The sequence below is a fragment of the Mixta hanseatica genome (assembly GCF_023517775.1).
GTDB classification, from domain to species: domain Bacteria; phylum Pseudomonadota; class Gammaproteobacteria; order Enterobacterales; family Enterobacteriaceae; genus Mixta; species Mixta hanseatica.
On record NZ_CP082904.1, the window covers coordinates 2,600,629 to 2,616,112 of the forward strand.

General features: G+C 51.9%; 19 protein-coding genes. 8 read left to right on the forward strand and 11 right to left on the reverse strand.

Features of this window, described 5'->3' with window-relative positions; translation table 11 throughout:
* Window positions 1–107: 107 nt before the first annotated feature.
* Both rcsA and K6958_RS12535 read left to right on the forward strand, forming a co-directional pair.
* Window positions 108–743: a transcriptional regulator RcsA gene (gene rcsA / locus K6958_RS12530; protein ID WP_249891413.1), complete on the forward strand. Its 636-nt coding sequence runs from the start codon at window positions 108–110 to the stop codon at window positions 741–743.
* Between the two features lie 144 nt (window positions 744–887).
* Complete coding sequence (locus K6958_RS12535; RefSeq protein ID WP_249891414.1) at window positions 888–2,591, forward strand: methyl-accepting chemotaxis protein; 1,704 nt, start codon at window positions 888–890, stop codon at window positions 2,589–2,591.
* Between the two features lie 71 nt (window positions 2,592–2,662).
* Here the strand turns inward: K6958_RS12535 and dsrB are convergent, their stop codons facing one another.
* Together dsrB and K6958_RS12545 are read right to left on the reverse strand one after the other, a co-directional pair.
* Complete coding sequence (gene dsrB, locus K6958_RS12540; RefSeq protein WP_249894678.1) at window positions 2,663–2,860, reverse strand: protein DsrB; 198 nt, start codon at window positions 2,858–2,860, stop codon at window positions 2,663–2,665.
* A 54-nt stretch (window positions 2,861–2,914) separates the two neighbouring features.
* The gene (locus K6958_RS12545) at window positions 2,915–3,073 is read right to left on the reverse strand and encodes a YqaE/Pmp3 family membrane protein (RefSeq protein WP_038625380.1); all 159 of its coding nucleotides are present in this window, start codon (window positions 3,071–3,073) and stop codon (window positions 2,915–2,917) included.
* Window positions 3,074–3,416: 343 nt separating this feature from the next.
* On the opposite strand from K6958_RS12545, the gene K6958_RS12550 reads away from it, so the two are divergent.
* From K6958_RS12550 to K6958_RS12560, 3 genes are all read left to right on the forward strand, one after another.
* Window positions 3,417–3,635 carry a YodD family protein gene (locus tag K6958_RS12550; protein ID WP_249891415.1) on the forward strand — a complete coding sequence of 73 codons (219 nt, stop codon included), beginning with the start codon at window positions 3,417–3,419 and terminating at the stop codon, window positions 3,633–3,635.
* A 370-nt stretch (window positions 3,636–4,005) separates the two neighbouring features.
* A complete protein-coding gene (locus K6958_RS12555; RefSeq protein WP_249891416.1) occupies window positions 4,006–4,812 on the forward strand; it encodes a mannosyl-3-phosphoglycerate phosphatase-related protein in 807 nt (268 codons plus the stop codon).
* 44 nt (window positions 4,813–4,856) lie between these two features.
* Complete coding sequence (locus tag K6958_RS12560; RefSeq protein WP_249891417.1) at window positions 4,857–6,077, forward strand: glycosyltransferase family protein; 1,221 nt, start codon at window positions 4,857–4,859, stop codon at window positions 6,075–6,077.
* A gap of 71 nt (window positions 6,078–6,148) precedes the next feature.
* On the opposite strand, the gene K6958_RS12565 is transcribed toward K6958_RS12560, so the two are convergent.
* The 6 genes from K6958_RS12565 to K6958_RS12585 all read right to left on the reverse strand — a co-directional run bounded on the left by K6958_RS12565 (window position 6,149) and on the right by K6958_RS12585 (window position 9,067).
* Window positions 6,149–6,424 carry a hypothetical protein gene (locus K6958_RS12565; RefSeq protein WP_249891418.1) on the reverse strand — a complete coding sequence of 92 codons (276 nt, stop codon included), beginning with the start codon at window positions 6,422–6,424 and terminating at the stop codon, window positions 6,149–6,151.
* 93 nt (window positions 6,425–6,517) lie between these two features.
* On the reverse strand, window positions 6,518–7,195 hold the full coding sequence (locus K6958_RS12570; RefSeq protein WP_249891419.1) for a LexA family protein: 678 nt from the start codon (window positions 7,193–7,195) through the stop codon (window positions 6,518–6,520).
* A gap of 114 nt (window positions 7,196–7,309) precedes the next feature.
* On the reverse strand, window positions 7,310–7,489 hold the full coding sequence (locus K6958_RS12575) for a YodC family protein (RefSeq protein ID WP_249891420.1): 180 nt from the start codon (window positions 7,487–7,489) through the stop codon (window positions 7,310–7,312).
* A 220-nt stretch (window positions 7,490–7,709) separates the two neighbouring features.
* The gene (locus K6958_RS21140; RefSeq protein WP_256470536.1) at window positions 7,710–7,841 is read right to left on the reverse strand and encodes a hypothetical protein; all 132 of its coding nucleotides are present in this window, start codon (window positions 7,839–7,841) and stop codon (window positions 7,710–7,712) included.
* A gap of 39 nt (window positions 7,842–7,880) precedes the next feature.
* Window positions 7,881–8,783, reverse strand: coding sequence for a DUF808 domain-containing protein (locus K6958_RS12580; RefSeq protein ID WP_249891421.1), 903 nt, complete (start codon window positions 8,781–8,783; stop codon window positions 7,881–7,883).
* Between the two features lie 14 nt (window positions 8,784–8,797).
* On the reverse strand, window positions 8,798–9,067 hold the full coding sequence (locus tag K6958_RS12585; protein ID WP_249891422.1) for a hypothetical protein: 270 nt from the start codon (window positions 9,065–9,067) through the stop codon (window positions 8,798–8,800).
* A 528-nt stretch (window positions 9,068–9,595) separates the two neighbouring features.
* Between K6958_RS12585 and K6958_RS12590 the strand changes: the two genes are divergently transcribed.
* On the forward strand, window positions 9,596–10,972 hold the full coding sequence (locus tag K6958_RS12590; protein WP_249891423.1) for a methyl-accepting chemotaxis protein: 1,377 nt from the start codon (window positions 9,596–9,598) through the stop codon (window positions 10,970–10,972).
* Between the two features lie 21 nt (window positions 10,973–10,993).
* Here K6958_RS12590 and K6958_RS12595 read toward each other — a convergent pair whose 3' ends face one another.
* Window positions 10,994–11,512: a very short patch repair endonuclease gene (locus K6958_RS12595; protein WP_249891424.1), complete on the reverse strand. Its 519-nt coding sequence runs from the start codon at window positions 11,510–11,512 to the stop codon at window positions 10,994–10,996.
* Between the two features lie 141 nt (window positions 11,513–11,653).
* Here K6958_RS12595 and K6958_RS12600 point away from each other — a divergent pair, with 141 nt between their 5' ends.
* Complete coding sequence (locus K6958_RS12600) at window positions 11,654–12,376, forward strand: alanine--tRNA ligase-related protein (RefSeq protein ID WP_249891425.1); 723 nt, start codon at window positions 11,654–11,656, stop codon at window positions 12,374–12,376.
* Here K6958_RS12600 and K6958_RS12605 read toward each other — a convergent pair.
* Together K6958_RS12605 and K6958_RS12610 are read right to left on the reverse strand one after the other, a co-directional pair.
* Window positions 12,365–13,168: an AraC family transcriptional regulator gene (locus K6958_RS12605; protein ID WP_249891426.1), complete on the reverse strand. Its 804-nt coding sequence runs from the start codon at window positions 13,166–13,168 to the stop codon at window positions 12,365–12,367. The genes K6958_RS12600 and K6958_RS12605 overlap by 12 nt on opposite strands.
* On the reverse strand, window positions 13,165–14,580 hold the full coding sequence (locus tag K6958_RS12610; protein ID WP_249891427.1) for a DNA cytosine methyltransferase: 1,416 nt from the start codon (window positions 14,578–14,580) through the stop codon (window positions 13,165–13,167). The genes K6958_RS12605 and K6958_RS12610 overlap by 4 nt, the downstream gene beginning before the upstream one ends.
* A gap of 153 nt (window positions 14,581–14,733) precedes the next feature.
* Here K6958_RS12610 and K6958_RS12615 point away from each other — a divergent pair, with 153 nt between their 5' ends.
* Window positions 14,734–15,390: an epoxyqueuosine reductase QueH gene (locus K6958_RS12615; protein ID WP_249891428.1), complete on the forward strand. Its 657-nt coding sequence runs from the start codon at window positions 14,734–14,736 to the stop codon at window positions 15,388–15,390.
* The last annotated feature ends 94 nt before the right edge of the window (window positions 15,391–15,484 follow it).

Below are 15,484 nucleotides of genomic sequence, written 5' to 3' on the forward strand. Positions count from 1 at the left end.
AGCACAGCTGAGTAAAATTACAAGATTGTTAATAGAAATCTTTCCCGTACCGCAAACGCGTATTCATCGTTGATTTAACGGATAACAAATTGGTGAGGGTCGCTATCATGCCAACGATTATTATGGATTCATGCAGCTACACACGTCTGGGTTTAATGGATTACATGGCTACAAAAGGGATTAAAAAGAAAAATATCTCATCCGTTAACGATATTGAGCAGCTACACATTAAATGCCAGCAGCTAAAGCCAGGCGTTGTCTTTATTAACGAAGAATGCTTCATTCATGAAGCTGATTCCAGCGAGCGCATTCGCAATATTATTTTACAGCATCCTGATACGTTATTTCTTATCTTTATGGCGATTGCTAATATCCATTTTGAGGAATACCTCTATGTTCGTAAGAACTTGATTATTACATCAAAATCGGTAAAGTCCGCCACGCTGGATAAGTTATTAAGCAGTTATTTACAGAAAAAAGTTAGCGCTAACACACGCATTTCCTCTGGCATTGACGCGAATCCCTTAACGCTCAGCCAGACCGAATCAAATATGCTTAAAATGTGGATGTCCGGGCACGATACCATTCAAATCTCTGACAAGATGCAAATTAAAGCCAAAACGGTTTCATCACACAAAGGCAACATTAAGCGTAAAATCAAGACCCACAACAAGCAGGTTATTTATCATGTGGTGCGTCTGACGGACAACGTGACGTCCGGTATCTACGTGAACGTAAGATAAACATTATGGCCGGCGCTTGCCGGCCATAATGCTTTTGCGTTTTGCGACGCGCCTCTCATTTATCCCGCTAAGCCTTTTGCCGGGGTTGCCGATGCTTATGACAGATTTCACATCGCCAACCTTACCTACAGAGAGCAAAAGGATATGAAAAGCACCTCCCCTGACGAGGCCCAAGATCGGGTCAGCTTTTGGCAGCATTTGCGTTTGGTTCCCCTGTTTACCACTATTTTTAGCGGCATCTTAGTGCTGTTTGCCCTGTGTATTGCGCTTTCCGGCTGGTTTCTGCTGCAAAGCAACCGCTCGCTGGACGAAGCGACGCAGGAAATTCAGGTGCGTATGGCGTTATCTAACAGCTCGAACCATTTACGTACCGCCAGACTGTTGGTGATTCATGCCGGCGCCGCGGCGCGCATCGGCGAAATGGATGAGTTCAGCTCGATCCTCGGGGCGGTGGAAAAACGTCTCGCGCAGGCGCAGCAAAATTTCACTACCTATCAGGATCGCCCGAATAAAAGCGAAGCCGATAGCGCGCTTGATGATCCGTTAAAAACGCGGTTTAACGCCTATCTTAATCAGGGGCTGCTGCCGATGGTGAAAGCGGCGAAACAGGGCAGCTTTGAAGGGGTGATTGCCCAGGAAACCGATGTTACCCGCAAGCTTGACGATCAATATAATGAGGTGCTGCTGAAAGCGATTAAAATTCGCACCGCGCGCGCCGAAGCGATTAATCACCAGGCCAGCGAGCAGTCCCATCTTGGCTTTATCATTATGGGGGCGGCGTTCGCCGTGGCGCTGGTACTGACGCTGATGACCTTTATCTTTTTACGCCATATCGTTATTCAGCCTCTACATCAGGCGGGTGAACGCATCGCACGTATTGCCGCCGGCGATCTTACCGCCCCGCTACGCAACTGGGGCCGCAGCGAAATCGGCATGCTGGGCGCGCATTTACAGGCGATGCAGCTGTCGCTGGTGCAAACCGTCGGCGTAGTGCGAGAAGGCGCCGTCGCTATCTATCAGGGTTCTGGTGAAATCTCTGCCGGTAATACCGATCTCTCTTCACGTACCGAACAGCAGGCCTCCGCGCTGGAACAGACGGCAGCCAGTATGGAGCAGCTGACGGCCACGGTGAAACAGAACGCGGATAATGCTCATCATGCCAGCCAGCTGGCCGCCGATGCCTCCGGCAAGGCGCGCCAGGGTGGCGATATCGTCAGCGGCGTGATTCATACCATGGATAATATCTCCGGCAGCTCAAAGAAAATTGCTGAAATTACCAACGTGATCAATAGCATCGCCTTTCAGACCAATATTCTGGCGCTGAACGCGGCGGTAGAGGCGGCGCGAGCCGGTGAGCAGGGTCGTGGATTTGCGGTGGTGGCCAGCGAAGTGCGTAATCTGGCGCAGCGCAGCGCCCAGGCGGCCAAAGAAATTGACAGCCTGATTGCTGAATCAGTGCAGTTGATTGGCCAGGGTTCTGAGCAGGTCAGTCATGCTGGCGAAACCATGACCGATATCGTCGAGGCGGTGCGGCGCGTTACCGATATTATGGCGGAGATAGCCGCTGCCTCCGATGAACAGAGCCGCGGTATTCAGCAGGTGAGCCAGGCGGTCACCGAGATGGATAATGTTACCCAACAGAATGCCGCGCTGGTAGAAGAGGCGTCATCAGCTGCAGTTTCGCTGGAAGAACAGGCCGCACGCCTGACGAAAGCCGTAGCCGCTTTCCGCCTGTCGCAGCAGGAGAGCAGCACGCCGGTTAACGTCGCCGCCCCAGCCGCACCGGCTGCCGTTAAGCTGCGCCCGGCACCGGCCTTAGCCGCCGACGATAACTGGGAAAAGTTTTAATCCTGTCGGTCTGGGTCTCAAGCAGGCGACCACATAACGCAAAAACCCACCGTTTAGCGGTGGGTTTTTATTTATTCGCTGTCCGCCAGAGGCTCGACAAACACGCCTTCGTCATGGTCGGTCTCATTAAAAAACCAGATACCCAACGGATAGTCTTCCAGCGCCACCAGATACATGGTGCCTTCATTAAAATCTTCTGCCGCCAGGACGGTACCTGGGCGACGCGGGCCGCCATCAGTTTTTACCGTGACGCGATCGTTTACCTTCATTTTCATGCTCTTTTGCCTGAACTTTTAGATTAAAAGCGGAGCATAAACGGTGAATTAACGACGCGCAATCACCCAGACCGCATGAATAATACCGGGAATATAGCCCAGCAGCGTCAGCAAGATGTTTAGCCAGAACGCGCCGCCAAAACCGACCTGTAAAAATACGCCCAGCGGTGGTAACAGAATGGCAATAATAATGCGCAATAAATCCATAACGACTCCTGTTTTCTTCATTTTTCCAGCGGTTAAGTGTAGCAGGCTGGTTATTTGTTGCCTGTAAGGCTGCGTAAAGGCAATGAAAAGGAGATTATTCCGTGCAAGATTTTCAATTTCTTAACGTTTCTCAGCGAGACTTTTAACGGTGGTTTTATCTACACTGTTTTTACTGCACCAACCCCATAGGCGCAGTCAACCTAAAAGTAACAAGGATTTTGCCCGCGCAGCGCGGGCTTTTTTTTTAAGGTATTTCCTGGTTGTGTCACCCTGCGAGCTTTATCTCTTTTCCTTTCTACCCTTTGCCTATACTTATCCGCACGCCTGATTGCCGGAGATCATCATGAGCCACTATCAACCGCGTAACGCTGAGGCAACGAATAATCCCGCTCCCCTCTTATCCAGCGATGAGGCCCGGCTTTACGATAAAATAAATGCTGACAGCGAATGGGAGCTGGCACAGCAGTCAGGCACGCCTGAAGGCTATGGCGTGGGGCCATTGATAGCGCGATCGTTTGAATTTGATATTCACGATTGCTCGATTAGCGAAGTTAACCGCTAAACGGCAAAAAAAATCCCGGCCTCGCGAGGCCGGGATGACAGAATCGTCAATGAAATTCGTTACACCAGGAAATTCCTTAACGGAGACAGATTACGTTATTTTCTCCTTAAGACAAATCTTATTTAACGTTAACTATTCCCGTCGTTCACTACTACTCCGCCAGTTAGTGCTTAAATATCGTCAGGTTAACGCCTTTTCACTTCGCATTAAATGACAGACTAATGTACCAATATTCGTTAATTTTACAGAGTAATCTGAGCGCAAGTTAACCCGCCTTTTACGCTAATCAGCCCTCATAATTAACATCTGTCGTTATACTTAGGCATCAGCATTTATCGGAGCGCCCCTCCGTTATCATGAGGATTTAAGCATGCCGCATCTGCACGACCCGTTGATGATCGTTACCGACCTGGATGGCTCATTGTTGGATCATCATACTTACAGCTGGCAACCGGCAGAACGCTGGCTAACGCTGCTGCAGCAGCAGGATATTCCATTGGTCATTTGCACCAGTAAGACTGCTGCTGAGGTAATCCCGCTGCAGCAGCAACTGGGGTTTCCTGGTGCGCCATTTATTGCGGAAAATGGCGCACTGGTGCAGATCGATAATGCCCAGGGCGAAATGGTGCGTCATCACGCCGGTAAGAACTATGTGGAAATTTGCGATTGTCTGCGCCGTCTGCAACAGCAATACCAGTTTCGCTTCACCGGCTTTGCTGATTTTACGGAAAAAGAGCTGGCGAATATCACCGGTCTGCCACTGGCAAATGTCGCCCTGGCGCGCATGCGTGAAGCGTCGGAAGCACTGGTCTGGCGTGATACCGAGGAACAGTTTACGCTTTTTCAGCAACAGCTGGAGCAAGAATCTTTGATGCTGGTACAGGGAGGGCGTTTCTGGCATGTCATGCCAAAAGGCAGCGGCAAAGGTGAGGCGCTGCGTTGGCTGCTGCAAAATATGACCACGGCGGGAGGCAAACGCTTTATTACCGTCGGGCTTGGCGACGGCCCTAACGATGCGCCGATGTTGGATAGTGTTGATTATGCTGTCGTGATCAAGGGCTACAGCAAGTTTCCGGTAGAACTGACGCGTCAGGATGAGCGGCACGTTTATCAAACTATGGAATATGGCCCGACAGGCTGGAGCGAAGGCCTTGACTACTTTATCTCGCAGGAATAACTCAACCATGGCATTTTCGCCTGATTGCCTTATGGGGACCAGATATGAGTGATTTTTTCCAGAACGGCGTTATTACGAATTTTCATAATCTGACCGGTCGCTCAACTGAGTCGCTGGAACAAGAGATGGTGCAGTTTGCGCGTAAACGCAAAATGGGTTTAATTTTGCCCTCGCTGTTTTCTGAGCTGGAAGGACCGGCACTTAATCATATTGTTGATGAGCTGGCGCAGGTGCCCTATCTGGAAGAGATTGTGATTGGCCTCGATCGCGCCGATCGCGATCAGTTTTTATTTGCTCGCGAGTTTTTCTCCCGCCTGCCTCAGCGCCACCGAATTTTATGGAACGACGGCCCACGCCTGAAAGCGCTGGACGCTGAACTGGATAAAGAGGGGTTATCGCCCACCGAACCGGGTAAAGGACGCAATGTCTGGTTCTGCACCGGCTATACGCTGGCTTCCGATCGTAGCAGCTGCGTAGCGCTGCACGATTGCGATATTGTCACCTATGAGCGCGGGATGTTGGCGCGCCTGCTCTATCCGGTGGCGAACCCGGCATTTCAATATGAGTTCTGTAAAGGCTTTTACGCGCGGGTGGCTAACAACAAACTGAACGGACGCGTGGGTCGTCTGCTGGTTGGGCCGCTGCTGCGTTCGTTACAGCAGGTTTATGGTCATTCTGAATATCTGGAATATCTCAGCAGCTTCCGCTATCCATTATCCGGCGAATTCGCCATGCGTACCCATGTACTGAATAATATTAAAATTCCCGGCGACTGGGGGCTGGAGATTGGGGTGCTGTCTGAGATTTATCGCAACTACACTACCCGTCAGAGCTGCCAGGCGGAGATTGCGCATAATTACGACCATAAGCATCAGCCGCTCTCAGAGGAGGATGGCACCGGCGGGCTGCGCCGGATGAGTAACGATATTGTACAGTCGTTGCTGCGTAAGCTGGCGACAATGGGCGTAAGCTTGACCAGCGACTCTTTCCGGGTACTAAAAGCGACCTACTACCGTAACGCGCTGGATATGATGGAAACCTACAGCCATGAAGCGACCATGAATGGCCTGCATTTCGATCAGCACAGTGAAGAAGCGGCGGTCGAAATGTTTACCCAGGCGATTCTGGAGGCGGGTCAGGCCTTTATGGAGCGCCCTAACGATAAGCCATTTATTCCCAGTTGGAGTCGCGTACAGTCTGCCTTCCCTGATATTTTGCAGCGTATTTATCAGGCGGTTGAAGAGGATAACGAAGGTCACGTTTAAGCCGGACAGCAGAGACGGCGACCACCGCCCTGCTTCGCCAGTAACGCCTGTTATCAAAAGATGGCAGGCGTTTACTTTTTAGGAGGTTCAGAAGGCGGCCTGGTTTCCAGCTGCTGCAATTTCTTCCATGCCTGTCGCACGCCCCGCTGCGCCAGCTGGCTGGCATAGCGCTCAAAAATTTCGGTACGCCGCCGCTGTTCGTTACGGTTATCTCGCCAGATCATAATCCCACGCAACAGCGTAAAAACAATGCCAAGCAGATAGCCCCACTCCTGCAGCGTTAACTGGCTGATACAGCCTTTTACTATGCCCAACAACAACAGGATACCATTCATTATCATATCCATTCCTCTTCTCCCGACGATAAAAGGATAGACAGATAATGAACTATTAGTACATTAATAACAAGAACAATTAGTTCATTTTGTTAACGGAATCGCTTAAGCTAAATTTTCCCATTTCGCTTCCACCACCACGCCGATAATGCGACAGTCGTCATGGATCTCCTGCATTTTATATTCTGGATTCAACGGCTTAAGATATTTACGCCCGCCATCTTCGATATAGCGTTTAAACGTGGCTTCGTTCGCATTAATCAGGCGCGCAACCACCAGTTTTCCTGAAGTAGCGGGGATATCAGGGTCGACCAGAATCATCATTCCCTCCGGAATACTCAGGCCGATCGGCGAGGTCATTGAGTCGCCTTTAACCTCCAGCCAAAAGCTATTTTCGCTAACGTGACGCGTGGTGGCCGGCCAGCGATCGATTTCCGCACGCGACCAGGGTTCAACGGCCTCGCTCCACAGCCCGGCGCTGACCCAACTGATGAGAGGATAACTGTTATAGCCCGGCGCCTGCGGTACCGTACGTACGTTGTTATCCAGTGCCGTGGTACCCAGCTGCAGCCATTCACGGCTGACATCCAGATAGTCTGCCAGCGCCTGCATTTTACCGTCACGCGGCAATGCTTCGCCGTTAAGCCATTTCCCTACGGCGCGCGGCGTTACCGTCAGCGCCCGCGCCAGCGTGACGCCGCGCCCGTGCGCTTCCAGACCTTTACGGTTACAGGCTTCGATGAGCCTTGCGGAAAAAGCGTGACGGAGAGTTTCTTCTGACATGGTTCACCTGGTTCATTAATAGCGCCAAGGTGGCGCAAAAAAGAGAAATAATGAACCAAATGTACAAAAACGCATCCCGCCAGTCAAGACCAGCGGGATAACAGAAGAGAGGGATTAGCTGGCAAGCTGACGGGCACGGCTTGTTGGAAACAGTTCATCTTCACGGAATGCTTCACGTCTTACGCTGTAACCATCGTACCAGCGACATTCCACCATTCCGCTGGCGATGCCGGTGACGATCATCGTCTGACCATCCTCTTTATGCTTCACTTCATCACTGACGCTGATAAACATAATGCGGCCTCCTTTTTTGGTGAAAAAGCACCCATTATATATAGCAGGCTGCGCCAAAAATTTCCTGCCGCCCCAGCCAAAAATAGAGCATAGCCAACGCAAGCCAGCGAAATATACAGTAAAAGTAATCCGCTAAAAGTTAAAGCCTGGTTTACGCCGCCGACAGGCGAAAAAAAACGGACAGATGTCCGTTTTTCATCTTGACGAAAGCCGCTGGTGATTAAATTTTGCAACCTTCGCAATCAGCTTCATCACCCAGATCAGCCGGCACTTCGCTGGCTTTTTTTTCAGCGTTGGCCTGCGCCTCTTCCAGCTGGGCATCGATGTCAAATTCAAAGATATCGTCGTTCATAGCATGCTCCCGTTAATCAATTTCGCCGCTCTTTATACCTTAAGCACGCAGCTTCGCAATCAAATTTACCGCTAACAGCACGATCGAACCAATAATAAAGCCGATAACCAGGTTAGCGCCGTTTTCCAGTAACGTGGTAATCACACCGTGAAAACCTTCGCTGAAATGGGTGATCGTATGGTGCAGGAGGGGAATACCGTGTACAACAATACCGCCGCCCACCAGGAACATAGCCAGCGTGCCGACCACAGAAAGCACCTTCATCAGCCATGGCGCCAGTACCAGCAGCGCTTTTCCCAGCCCCTGCGCAAGCGCGGAAGCCTTATCACTCAGCCAGTAACCGAGATCGTCCAGCTTAACGATGGCGGCCACAATGCCATATACGCCGATGGTCACCAAAATAGCGATGCCGGATAGAACCAATATCTGGTTTAACAGCGGCGCGGAGGAGACAATTCCCAGCGTAATCGCCACGATCTCGGCAGAGAGAATAAAATCCGTGCGCACCGCGCCTTTGATTTTCTTTTTCTCATAGCCGGCCGGATCCTGCTCCACCAGCTTCTTTAGCCGTTGCTGACGCGCCTCGGGCGTTTCAGCATTTTTGTCATGCTGCAGGCTGTGCATGACTTTTTCCACGCCTTCATAACAGAGCCAGGCGCCGCCGATCATTAGCCATGGCGTGATCGCCCAGGGCGCAAAAGCGCTGATGACCAGCGCCAGCGGCACCAGGATCAGCTTATTGAGGAACGAGCCTTTCGCCACGCCCCACACCACCGGTAACTCCCGGTTCGCTTTTACGCCGGTAACCTGCTGCGCGTTGAGCGACAGATCGTCTCCCAGTACGCCAGCCGTTTTCTTCGCCGCGACTTTACCCATGACGGAGATGTCATCAAGTAAGGTCGCAATATCATCAAGCAGTGTCAGTAAGCTACTTCCAGCCAAGTTAGAATCCTTTTTTACAGTTCATCATGCTGACAACAGGGGCAAACCTGCATCTCGCTGACCGCCATATCAGCTATACCTTCACAGTCCCATTCCACGCGTAACGGCCCATCACCGGCGTGATGATGCAAATATTTGCTGACCGAACTTTCCGTCATGCCGGTAATCTCTTCCGTGGCGATCAGGGTCTCCCCAACATAAACGCGCGCTGTTGCACGCGTATTAACCAGGCGCTCTCCCTGCAGCTTATACAGTCGCCGTACCGTAAGCTTAATGCTGGGCATACTCTTCTCCAGGACCGATTAGGCTAAAACAGCGATCTAACCAATTATGGCCTGATTTGGCAAACTTTGCGCCTGCTCGCGTTAATGTACGCTGATAATCGATTAAAAATTGCGCCCTGCCATCATAGTTAAGCCCTCTAGCCGGTTTCTCGGCGCATACCGACCTTACCCGCTAACGACAGCGATAGACGGGAAGCCGCTATTTGCCGCAGATAGCTCTACCACTCCGATTAACGATTAAAAATTTTCTGAGCGGTTAAACACCACAACCGGCCTTTTATTGATCCCTTAAGTTTTCCCGGTTAATACCGATTCTATTAATAACCCAAAAAATGGAGAAGGGTATTTATGCGCAACATCAGGATAGTTACCGCCGCAAACAGTTTGATATTGATCATTTTCACCGTTATCACTGTTTTCATCACTTATGTTATTAATATTGGTTTAAATTCCGAATACAACTTTGAACAATCAAAAATTTCCAGTCATAAAGCGCTAATCCTGAATGAAATAAGATATAAAATCGCCATGACGCGCGCCGACATCAATACATTAGATGCGGATGTCTGGCGCAAAGCGCCGCTGACGCAGCGTTATGTAGACTCTTCCCGCCGCCGTATGAAAGAGATCGCCGTTGCGTTGGACAAGCTGGCCGTATACCAGCAGGACGAGGATGTGGAAGCCATCCTAAAAGTGACCAGGGAGCTAACCGGTGTTTACGCGTTCTCGTTGCAGCAGCTGCTTGACGGCGGCAGCGCCAGCACCTCTACCTCTTCGCTTTTAAGTGAGTTAAGCGATCATGTGAATAAATTTCTGCAGGAGGAAGCGGAAGAAAATAAACTGTATGCCAGTTTGGCGCGTGACTATAAAAATAAAATCATCGTGTTATCAACCGGCGTTTTTATTTTGATTGTATTGATTTCCATTGCCACCTGGCGCTGGGTGAAAAATAATTTGCTTTATAAGCTACATCAGTCATCGCTCATCTTTTCTGAAATCAGTAAGGGTAATCTGCTGGTGCCCGTTCCCTGTGAGGATAAAAATGAGTTCGGCATGCTTTTCGCCGAGATGAATAAAATGAAAAATGCGTTGATTGATATGATTTCATCGGTGCAACACTCTGCCACGCATATCCAACAGAACACCAACAACATTGCTGCGGGAAATACCGATCTCTCCTCACGCACCGAATCGCAAGCCTCTTCGTTACAGCAAACCGCCGCCAGTATGGAAGAGATTAAAATTACCGTATCGCAAAATGCTGAAACCGCCGATCAGGCCAGCCAGTTAACCACGCGAGCCAGCCTGATATCCCATAGCGCCGCTGATATAATGAGCAACGTGATCGCCACCATGGGCAATATCGAAAACAGCGCTAACCGTATCGCCTTCATCAATAACGTGATTAATGACATTGCCGACCAGACCAATATTCTGGCGCTGAACGCAGCGGTTGAAGCGGCACGCGCCGGTGAGCAAGGCCGCGGTTTTGCCGTGGTGGCAGCAGAGGTACGCAATCTGGCGAAGCGCAGTTCTGATGCAGCGAAAGAAATTAATCAGCTCATCGCCGAATCAGTAAAAAATGTTAATCAGGGTACCGAACGGGTTACCGAGGCTGGCAACACCATGAAAGAGCTGGTTTCTTCCATTGGTCAGGTAAATGAGATTATGCAGGGAATCACCCTTGCTTCCGCTGAACAGAGTACGGGCGTAACTCAAATAGCGCAGGCGCTGAATGATATCGATAACGTGACGCAGAAAAATGCCCTGCTGGTGGAAGACTCAACAAAAATCACCCAGGATCTTAGCCTGCAGGCGGTACAGCTCACCAGGGCGGTCAACGTCTTTAAACTGGAACGGGATATCTCTTCCCTGCTGTCGCCAGACGGTAACGCTTTTCTTTAACCGCCAGCTAAGGTTTTAGCCTCAGGTTGCTCCCGGCGTTGACAAGGCGGGAGCAGAACCGTCCGGCGCCAGTAGCAACGGATGCATGCCCTGATGGTCGATGGCGGCATTACTGTCGCTGGCAAGGATCCACTCTTCAAGACGACTCACTATTGCCTCATCATCCAGCTTTAACTTGCCGCGCAGCGCGCATTCCCATACTACCAACACTTTCCACTGCTGCTGCGTTAACTGCGCAATATGACGACGATCGCGCTCAACGTTACTGCCGATTTTTCCCATCCAGAAAGCGGTGCGGGTCGCCGGTATCTTAAACAGATAGCAGTGATGATGGTGCCAAAAGCAGCCGTGAACAAAGATAATCGCCCGTGATTCATCCAGCACGAAATCGGGACGTCCCGCCAGATTTTTATCCTGCACCCGATAATGAAAGCCGCGATCCGTCAGCAATTCGGCCAGGCGTTGTTCAATGGCGGTATCACGCGTGCGGATTGCGCGCATATTTTTGCTGCGCACCGCAGCCGAATGTACATCAGCCATAATTTTCTCCTTTTGTTGTATTAACAGTGTATGCGGCGATAGTGAAAACCAGCAAACCTGCACGCGCTGCAATTATTTACAAGCCCGCGCCAGCCCAAACTGGCAGGATGCTGTTTTTACGCTTTATTATCGGGAGACATTATGACTAACCTGCTTTATCGCACCGAACCTGCTGCCACACGCTGTGAAGCACAGGTGACCGCCTGGGGAACAGATGAAAAAGGCAGCTGGATCGCGACCGATCGCACCCCTTTTTACCCGCAGGGCGGCGGGCAAATGTCCGATCGCGGCACGCTGACTCTGCGCGAGCAAAAAATCGATTCCTCTTTAGCATTAATGCGTGACGGCAGCGTGCGGCATTATATTGCGGCATTACCCGCCACGCTGACGCCAGGAGATGGCGTAACGCTGGCTATTGATACGGCGTTTCGGCTATTAGCTTCACGTTCGCACAGCGCCGGACACCTTATCTCTCACGTGGTTGAAACCTTGCAGCCCGGTTTAATTCCCGATAAAGGTCACCATTTTTTACCCGGCGCCTATGTTGAATTTCAGGGTGAACTCTCTGAGGATGCTCAGACTTTTTTACAGCGGGCGCAGCAGCAGGTAAACGCAGCCATTGCCGCCGCTTTACCGATCGCGATTGCCGCCAGCAGCTTTAGCCAGATTGCCGCCCTGCGCCCGGAACTGGCGGATAAAATTCCGCAGCAGCCGCAGATCCGTACGGTGTCAATAGGCGACTATCGGCCTTTTGCCTGCGGCGGCACGCATGTGACCCACAGCGGAGAGATTGATGCGCTGACGTTGCGTAAGATTAAAGTGAAAAATGGCGTGCGCATCAGCTATGAGCTGTTACCAGGCTGACGGCGCAATGCCAAAGGCCTGGCGAAAGGCGCGGCTAAAATGGCTTTGATCATAAAAGCCCACCTCTGCCGCCACCTGCGCCAAATTGCGCGCGGGCTGTGCTAATAGCCGACACGCCTGTTCCAGTCGCAGACGCTTTAGCCAGGCGTGCGGCGTCATGCCGGTATGCTGCTGAAAGCGGCGTAAAAACTGGAAACGGCTCAGGCCGCACAGCGTCGCCAGCGTCTGTAATGAAATCGGCTGCGCCAGATGGCTAAAGCAGTAATCACGCACCCGCTGGAACGCCTGAGCCGATAAACCGCCAGCGCGGCCTACCGGCGAAATAAGCTTCATCTGTATCAGTAACGGCTCCAGCAGCAGCAGCGTCGCCGCATTAAAGGCTTCGTTGTGCATGGCGGCCTGAGAATGCAACTGGAGCAACTGCCAGCTCAGCGCTGGCGCGTCAATAATGGTTGGTCCACAGGCTAACATCTGCGGTTGGTCGGCTATCTCTTCCGCCAGCGTTTGCAACAGCTCCGGCGCAATGCGAAAGGTGCGTAAGGTGTAGCTATGTTCCCCTTCACGTGTGCCGGTATGCACTTCCCCTGGCGGCATGATGGCGATACGTCCGCTGCACAGCAGATCGGATTGACCATTAAAACGCTGCCGCTGCGCGCCATCAGCAATCAGGCCGATGTGATAATCGAGATGAAAATGCGGCGCAAAGTCAGAATGATTCAGGCGTGCCTCGCCCAGCACCATGCCGGGCATCCCATGCGGGTGATAGTAGCTGACGTGCTCCACGACATTCACTGGCGTTTACTCACCGCCTGCGCAATCCACGGCTGCAGCAGCTTCGCCACCGCAGCGAACACCGGCACGATAACCGAATTGCCAAACTGTCGATAAGCCTGGGTATCAGAGACCGGAATGCGGAATTTCTTGCCGCCGGGCGTTTCGAACCCCATCAGTCGGGCGCACTCACGCGGCGTCAGACGCCGTGGGCGACGCTGCTGGTTGGTCGGGTTATCGAACTCTTTTTCACCAAGCGCACGATCCCAGCCACGATCGATTAATATTTCCGAGCCGTCTTTGTAGTAGCGCGCAGAAAGCGTGCGCACCACGCCCTGGGTGCTGGCGGGATCGAACAGGCCGAAGCCAAAGCCGTTGCCCTTCGCCTGATGTTTCCGGGCGTAGTTATAAAGGTATTTCCACAGCGTCGGCGTCAGAATATATTTTTCATCCACCTGCGGTTCCAACAGTTCCGCCAGCGTAAGCCGCCGCTGCGGCCAGAAACGGGAAATATCGCGCAGGGTAAAGCCGGGCGATAAGCCCAGATCGCGTCGGAACCCCACCAGCACGATGCGCTCGCGGTGCTGCGGCAGAAAATGCTGACCGTCGATGATTTTTGGGTCCGGTCCCGGCGGCGCGTCGGCATCCGCCACCTCATAGCCCAGCTCATCCAGCGTCTGCATAATGATGCGGAAGGTGTTTCCCTGGTCGTGGCTTTTCAGGTTCTTTACGTTTTCCAACACGAAAATTGCTGGTTTTTTGGCGGCGATAATCCGCGCTACGTCAAAAAACAGCGTGCCCTGCGCTTCACAGGCAAAACCGTGCGCGCGTCCCAGCGCATTTTTCTTTGATACGCCCGCCAGCGAGAACGGCTGACAGGGAAAACCGGCCAGCAGCACGTCATGATCGGGGATCTGTTGATTGATATGTCCCCATGCCGTTTGCTCATCGATATCGGCACGCTGGCTTAAGGTGACATCACGAATATCCTGATTGAAGCGATGCTGCTGTTTGTCGCAGTACCAGTTAGCCTTATAGGTGCGCACCGCATGTTTATTCCACTCGCTGGTGAATACGCACTGCCCGCCGATAGCTTCAAAACCGCTGCGAATACCGCCGATGCCGGCAAACAGATCGATAAAGCGAAACGCGTAATCAGGATGATGTGCTGGCGGCGCTGGCAACATCTGCTGCAACAGCGCCACTTCTGCCGCGGTCAAGGTGCGCTGATTTCCCTTGCCCGTTAACCAGCGGCTGAGCGATTCGCGCGTCCATTCATTCTGACTGAGCTGACGCAAACAGGCCGCGACGGTTTTTCGATCGTAAATCTCCAGCACCTGTTGCAGTAGCTGACTATCCTCTATCCGTTTCTGCTGTTCATCGGCCTGCGCCTGCTGAGCCAGCTGAAGCGCTACTTCGTCAAATTCGCTCATAACTTTGCTGTTTTGGTAAAAAGTGACGCAAGTGTATCACCTGTTTGACCCAGCGCTCCATTGATTAGCGCCGCTGCTTTTTAACCACCTCTGGGGTGACAAGCCATGGCGCGCGCCCTACACTAGCCGCATTGAAACATCAGGAGAGCTGAAATGAGCGAAACTGAACGCCCACAACTGTCATTGCCCAATGGCGCCAACAAACTTCTGTTGCACTCCTGCTGTGCCCCCTGTTCCGGTGAAGTAATGGAAGCGCTGCACGCCTCCGGCATTGATTACACGATTTTCTTTTACAATCCCAATATCCATCCACAAAAAGAGTATCTGCTGCGCAAAGAGGAAAATATCCGCTTTGCAGAAAAGCACGGCGTACCCTTTGTGGATGCGGATTACGACACCGATAACTGGTTTGAACGCGCCAAAGGCATGGAGTGGGAGCCGGAACGCGGCGTGCGCTGCACCATGTGCTTCGATATGCGTTTTGAGCGTACCGCGCTGTATGCCTGGGAACATGGCTTTTCGGTTATTTCCAGTTCGTTAGGGATCTCCCGCTGGAAGAATATGCAGCAGATCAACGATTGCGGTCAGCGTGCGGCGGCGCCTTACCAGGGCATGACCTACTGGGATTATAACTGGCGCAAAAAAGGCGGTTCGGCGCGGATGATTGAAATCAGTAAACGCGAGCGCTTTTACCAGCAGGAGTATTGCGGTTGCGTCTACTCTCTGCGCGACAGCAACCTGCATCGCAAATCTCAGGGCCGTCCTTTGATCAAGCTGGGCGTGGTTTATTATGGCGATGACGAAAGCTAACGCCGCTCCATCCTCCTCAGATTTGTCTTAATACCACCAGAACTATCGAAACTGCGCCAGGCGCTGCCGCTGTCACAAAATTGACATCAGCCGC